Source organism: Promicromonospora sp. NPDC050262 (assembly GCF_040655935.1).
Taxonomy (GTDB): domain Bacteria; phylum Actinomycetota; class Actinomycetes; order Actinomycetales; family Cellulomonadaceae; genus Promicromonospora.
The window spans coordinates 97,688-103,880 of record NZ_JBFAKX010000018.1 but is presented as its reverse complement, the minus strand read 5'-3'; the positions used below and the strand labels follow the sequence as shown (position 1 = coordinate 103,880).

The 6,193-nt window shown below is 72.9% G+C and carries 4 protein-coding genes; 3 read left to right on the top strand and 1 reads right to left on the bottom strand.

Annotation, left to right across the window (positions count from 1 at the left end; translation table 11 throughout):
* Nucleotides 1-161: 161 nt before the first annotated feature.
* Entirely contained in the window at nucleotides 162-1,505 is a 1,344-nt protein-coding gene (locus tag AB0I29_RS22775) for a folylpolyglutamate synthase/dihydrofolate synthase family protein (RefSeq protein ID WP_357486047.1), read from the bottom strand.
* Nucleotides 1,506-1,586: 81 nt separating this feature from the next.
* Between AB0I29_RS22775 and AB0I29_RS22770 the strand changes: the two genes are divergently transcribed.
* The 3 genes from AB0I29_RS22770 to AB0I29_RS22760 all read left to right on the top strand — a co-directional run bounded on the left by AB0I29_RS22770 (nucleotide 1,587) and on the right by AB0I29_RS22760 (nucleotide 6,180).
* Nucleotides 1,587-3,470 (top strand): hypothetical protein, encoded by a 1,884-nt coding sequence (locus tag AB0I29_RS22770; protein ID WP_357486045.1) that lies wholly within the window; start codon nucleotides 1,587-1,589, stop codon nucleotides 3,468-3,470.
* Between the two features lie 62 nt (nucleotides 3,471-3,532).
* Nucleotides 3,533-4,729, top strand: coding sequence for a hypothetical protein (locus AB0I29_RS22765; RefSeq protein WP_357486043.1), 1,197 nt, complete (start codon nucleotides 3,533-3,535; stop codon nucleotides 4,727-4,729).
* Nucleotides 4,730-4,929: 200 nt separating this feature from the next.
* Complete coding sequence (locus tag AB0I29_RS22760; RefSeq protein WP_357486041.1) at nucleotides 4,930-6,180, top strand: hypothetical protein; 1,251 nt, start codon at nucleotides 4,930-4,932, stop codon at nucleotides 6,178-6,180.
* The last annotated feature ends 13 nt before the right edge of the window (nucleotides 6,181-6,193 follow it).

Below are 6,193 nucleotides of genomic sequence, written 5' to 3'. Positions count from 1 at the left end.
GGCCCCGCCACCCCGCCCGTGGGTTTACTTTTACCCCCCCGCGCCCCGGTGTCGAACGGGCCCGGGGGGCCGGGGGGTGTTGCCCCGCGGGTTGCCCCCCCCCCCCGGCACCGGTTCTCGGACGCGGCCGGCGTCCGTGCCGAGGCGCGGCCGCCGCGTGCTCAGACGCGGCCGACCAGCATGCGGGCGTCCGCGACGGTGACCACGGAACCGGTCACGAGCACGCCCGTGCCGGCGGCGGCGCCCGCCCTCTCGTCGGCCTCCGCCAGGTCGGCCGCGACCTGGAGCGCCTCGTCGAGCCGGTCGGCCACGTGCACGCGGTCCTCGCCGAAGACCTCACGGGCCACCTCGGCGAGGTCCTCCGGCTCGGCGGACCGGTCCGAGGAGTTCCGGGTGACCACGATCTCAGCGATCGTCGGCTCCAGGACGGACAGGAAACCCTCCGAGTCCTTGTCCGCCATGACCGCGACGACGGCCACGACCCGCTCCAGGTTGAACGACTCCCCGAGCGCCTCCACCAGGGCCTCGGCGCCGGCGGGGTTGTGCGCGACGTCGACCAGCACCGTGGGGCTGGAGCGCACCAGCTCGAGGCGACCCGGCGCGTCGACGTCGGCGAACGCCGCCTCGACGACCTCCGCGCCGAGCGCCCGACCACCGCTGAGCAGCGCCTCCGTGGCCGCGAGCGCCAGCAGGGCGTTGTGGGCCTGGTGCGCCCCGTGCAGGGGCAGGAAGATCTCGGTGTAGACACCGGCGGGGGTGCGCAGGTCGACGAGCTGGCCGCCGACGGCGATGCGCCGGTCGGCGACGGCGAGGTCGATGCCCTCGCGGATCAGGTGGGCGTTGACGGTCCGGGCGCGCGCCAGGATGGGCTCGAGAGCGGCGTCGGGCTGCTCCGCGATGACGGCGACGGCGTCCTTCTTGATGATGCCCGACTTCTCGGTGGCGATCTCCTCGATCGTGGAGCCGAGCCACCGCTCGTGGTCCATCGCGACGGGCGTGATGACGGCGACCTCGCCGTCGACCACGTTCGTGGAGTCCCAGGTGCCGCCCATGCCGACCTCGATGATCGCGACGTCGACGGGCGCGTCGGCGAACGCGGCGAAGGCCATGACGGTGAGCACCTCGAAGAAGCTCAGGCGCGGCCCGCCCTTCTCCTGGGACTCGCGGTCGGCGACGCCGATGTAGGGCGCGACGTCCTCGAACACCTCGACGAACCGCTCGGGCGTGAGCGGCTCGCCGTCCACGGCGATGCGCTCGGTGACGCTGGTGAGGTGCGGGGACGTGAACCGGCCGGTGCGCAGCCCGTGCTCGCGCACGAGGCGCTCGACCATGCGGGCCGTGGAGGACTTGCCGTTGGTCCCCGTGATGTGGACGGTCCGGTAGGCGCGGTGCGGGTCGCCGAGCAGCTCCAGGACCCGCTCGACGCGGGCCATGGTGGGGTCGATGTCGAATTCAGGGGCTCGTGCCGCGATCTCGCGGCGTACTGCTTCAAAGGCTTCGTCCACGTGACGAGGATAGGGTTCCGGGAACAACGTTGCCGATCTCGTGCGGGGGCTCAGCAGGTGTCGGACGGGCAGCATGGATCGATGGCGGACGACGACCTCACGGCCCGTTGGCTCGGTTTCGAGCAGATCTTCAGCCAGGACCGGTACGAGGGCGGGGTGCCGCCCTGGCCCTCGTCGATCTCGGACAGTGTGTCGGAACCGACACCGGGACTGCTGGAGATCGCGGGGACGACCCGACCGGACGTCGTGGTCACCGCACCGCACGCGACGAACCACGAGCGTGACGGCGCGACGAAGGTGGCCGACCGGGGTACGGGCGGCCTCGCCCTCCTGCTCGCCCAGCTGACGGGCTGCACGGCCCTGGTGGCGCTGAGCACGGCCGGTGACGCGAACTTCGACGAGGAGCATCCGCTCAAGGCGCGGCTGGCCGAGCTGCGGCCGACAGTCGTCATCGACCTGCACGGCATGCGGAGCCGTCCGGCGTCGGAGGTCGACCTCGGGACCGGCACCGGCCTGGCGCCCGCCGACATGGTCGCCGCTCTCATCAGCAGCAGCCTTCGTGTCACGACCAACGAGATCTTCGACGCCATGCGGCCGACCACGGTCACCTCCTTCGCCCAGGCACGGGGCATCGCGTCGGTCCAGGTGGAGATCGGGGCCCACCTGCGCCCGCCGTCCGGTGAGCCGCGGTCACTCGCTCGTCTCGTCGATGCCCTGGTGGGCGCGATCGAACGTCCGGTCCTCCCCGTGAGCTCGGGTCTGGCACCGGTGCCTGTCCGTATCGCGTCCGGGCTGCCAACCGCCGTCGTGCATCCCGACCTCTTGCGCGGAACCGACGGTCCGCTCCCCGTCACGGTCACGGCCGGCGACCGCGTCACGGCCGCGTGGGCGTGGAGCGCGGCGGCGGACGGTGTGCCCGCGGAGGCACGAGACCTCTCCCCCGGTCAGCTCGGTGTGAGCCGCCGACTGGGAGCCGCACTGGGCGGCGCCTCGTCGGTCTCCGTACGGGTCCCACCGGTGACACCGCTCCGAACGGTCGCGGCACTGGTCGACGACATGCCCGGCGTCGACGAGGTACAGGTCAACCGGTCGGACGTCCGCCCCGGCATCTACCTGCTGACGCAGCGAGGAGTCACCGCCTGGGTGCGCGCCGTCGCGCGCGAGCACGTGCAGCCGGGCACAGTCAGGCTCGCGTACCAGCTCCGTCTCCTCACGGCGTCGGACGGCGACGCCACGGACCGAGACGTCCTCCTGGTCGCAGCCGCGCCGGAGGTGATCACCCAGGACCTGCCCGCCGGACGGCTGCGGCGGATCCGTGACGCGGTCGACCGGACCCTGGAATGCCTGTGGCGGGCCCTGTTCCGCGCTCCCGAGTTCTCCGCCCGAGTCGTTCAGGCCCACGCGGGCGACGACGGTGCGTCGATCGTCGCCCTGCACCCGGCGGTGTTCGATCGCATCGGCATCGCATCGGGTCAGCAGGTGCTCGTCCGGTGGGGCGGTCGCGAGGCGGTCGCCCTCGCGGTCACCGACCATGATCCGCCGGTCGCCGGGGCACAGTCGGCATCGATCAGGAGGGTGCAGCGCGTCAACCGACTGTGGCCGGACCTGCCTGACGGAATGTCACCGCACGTGACGATGCGCCTGTCGACCCGTCTGCGGGAGCAGCTCGGTGCCCCGGTGGCCACCGTGGTCACCGTGCGTCGGCGCATGCGGCCGGTGCTGGTGCAGAACCTCAACTCTCTGGTGGTCCCCCTGGCGAGCCTCGTGCTGGCCGGTGCCGCGCTGCCCGATCCCCACTGGCCCACCCTGGGCCTCGGAACGGCTCTGATGTCGGTGTTCGCGTTGGCACGGTTGCGGATACCGGAGCCCCGGAGCCGCGCGCGGGTCGACGAGGGCTGGGTGGAGGAGATGGCCGAGCCGACCGGTCCCGCGGTGGGTCGCGGCGATGAGAGGGTAGGCGAGTGACCGCCCAGCACCTTCCCGGAGACGGCCCTTTCTTCGAGGAGTGGAGGGACAAGGAACCCGGAGTGCGCCGGTCGCTGGACCGCGCGCGGGCCGTCGGCGCGGCGCTGGGCACGTGGGACGGCACGCCGCCCGTGCTCACGGTGGTGGGGTCCAAGGGCAAGGGCACGACGGCGGTACATGCCGCCGCGACGTTGTCCGCCGCGGTCGCGGGAGATCGCCTGGCCCACGTGGGTCTGGTCTCCTCGCCAGGCCTGCGGACCAACCGGGAGCGCATGCGGGTCGACGGCCGGGCCATCTCGCCCGAGGACTACGAGGATCTCGCGCAGGCACTGGCCCGCGCCCGGGACTCGGTCCCGTCGACCCACGACGGGTACCTGTCGCCTACCGGGGCGTTCACGATCGCGGGCGCGGCCTGGGCCGCAGAGCGGGGCTCCGACGTGCTCGTGCTGGAAGAGGGGCTGGGCGGACGGTCCGACGAGGTGAGCCTGTTCGATCCGCACGTGGTCGCGGTGACCAGGGTGTTCTACGAGCACGGCGATCTGCTCGGCCCCACGCTGGGCGACGTGGCGCGTGACCTGCTCGGCGTCGTGGGCCCCGCGACCCGGACGATCGTGACGGTCGCGCAGGACGCCGAGGTGACGGCGATCGTGGAGGAGACCGCCGCGAGATTCGGCACCTCGCTCGTGACGGTGACGGCGGACTCGCTGACGTCCTCCGCCGGGCTGCCGCCGATCACCCGGCTGAACGCTGCCCTCGGGGAGGCTGCGGCGCGCGCCATGGCTGCCGCTCTGGGCTGGCCGGTGGACGACGCGACGGCGGGCGCCGCCCTCGCGAGCGTTCGTGTTCCAGGACGGATGAGCCGGCACGTGCTCGACGGGGTGCAGGTCATGGCCGACGGCGCCATCTCGCCCGAGGGCGTCGCCGCCGCCGTCGCGGACTACCTCGCCTGGCATGGTCGGCTGGACACCGCGGTCGCCAGCTTCCCCGACACGAAGGACGTCGAGGCCTGTTTCGCCGAGCTGCGCGGGTTCGACCGCGTGATCCCGGCCCGGGCCGACGACTACCTGAAGTTCTCTCGGGCCGAGGACCTGCACGGCGAGGTGCTGGACGCGCACACAGCCATCAGGCAGGGGCTGGAGACCGCCCGCACGGGAGCAGGTGGATGCCTGCTGATCGGCACGCAGTCGTACATGGGTCTCGTGCTGGACGCTCTGGACGTCGAGACGGACACCGCGTTCGACACCCCGCGGAGCAGCTGACCGGCTGACCTGCGTTCAGCAGGACGTCCAGGACCGCCTGGGCCTGCGAGACGGTCGCGTGCCGCCTGCTGAACGCAGGTCAGCCCGGCGATCGCACCGGGCGAACCACACGCCTGTGTTGCGGCATTTCACCCTGTCGAGAACGATGACATCGCGGCGTCGGACGTGATGCGCAAGGTTCGTCGAGGGGGAACCACAGCATGGGACGAAAGAGCACGGTGCACCGCACGATCGTCGTCGGGGTCGCGGCAGCGGCGCTCGCCGCGTCGGCGGTGGTCTCGGTTCCGGCGACGGCCGGCGGTCTCGGCCAGGGAGCGGAGCAGGCCGCCCTGGAGCGCGTCGCCCTCGAGTCCGCCGTGGACCACACCGCGCACGCCGCCACGGCGCTGGCCGGCACTCCCGGCTATGCCGGTGTCGCGGTCGACTACGACGCCGCGCGGGTGACCGTCTCGTGGAAGGGCGACGTGCCGACGTCGGTCGGCGCGCTGGAGGAGCAGGTCCCCGCGGGGGTGACCGTCGACGTCGCGCGGGCCGAGCTGAGCGAGGCGGACCTGCACGGCGCGAGCACCCGGCTGCTGGACAGCCAGCGGGCGGCGCACGGCCCGGACGCCGTGGTCGCGGCGATGCCGGCCGGTGACTACGCCGGTCTGGTCGTCGAGGTCAGCCGGGACTCGGCCGCCGCCCGGACGGCCGGCCTGGCCGAGAACCTGGCCGCCGCCGCCGGCGTCCCCGTCCGGGTCGAGCTCGTCGACGACGGCGTCCAGCCCACCGCCGTCAGCCGCCGCAACGACGCCGCGCCGTGGAGCGCCGGCAGCGCGATGGCCACCAGCAGCGGCTCCGACTACTGCACCACCGGCTTCTCGATCGTCACCGCCGCCGGCAACCACAAGATCGTCAGCGCGGCGCACTGCAACGCGGGGATCGGCTCCCTGGTGCGCGACGGCGAGGGCCAGCAGCTGGGCAAGGTCACCAACCGCGCCCTCGAGATCGACGCCGAGCTCATCGACCCGGTCGGCGAGCCCGAGACGTCGGGCTCGGTGTTCGGCGGGCCCTGGAACGCGTCGAGCGTCAACGCGCGCTACAGGTTCCCCGTCGTCGGGGTGCAGCAGCCCGCCGTGGGCCAGAACATCTGCTCCTCGGGGGCTGTCACGGGTGAGCACTGCGGGGCCGAGGTCCGCGCCGTCGACGTCGCGTGGAGCTGCGGCAAGAAGACCTGCCACGGCTTCCGGGCCAGCCGGGACGACGGCGGCGTGGTCGTGGGCGGCGGCGACAGCGGCGGGCCGATGTACGCCGTCATCGACGGCAAGGCGTACGCCCGCGGCATGATCGACGGCGGCTCCAACCGCCGCAGCTGCGGCAGCACCTCGGTGACCACGCAGTGCTTCTCGTACGTCTACGGCATCCCCTTGGTGGACATCCTCGACAAGTGGGACGCCCGCATCGACAGCTGACGCCGCCCGCGGT

Bases quoted from the DNA above. Each gene is read 5' to 3' on its own strand.
- AB0I29_RS22760 (WP_357486041.1), top strand. From the start codon at position 4,930: ATGGGACGAAAGAGCACGGTGCACCGCACGATCGTCGTCGGGGTCGCG.
- AB0I29_RS22770 (WP_357486045.1), top strand. From the start codon at position 1,587: ATGGCGGACGACGACCTCACGGCCCGTTGGCTCGGTTTCGAGCAGATC.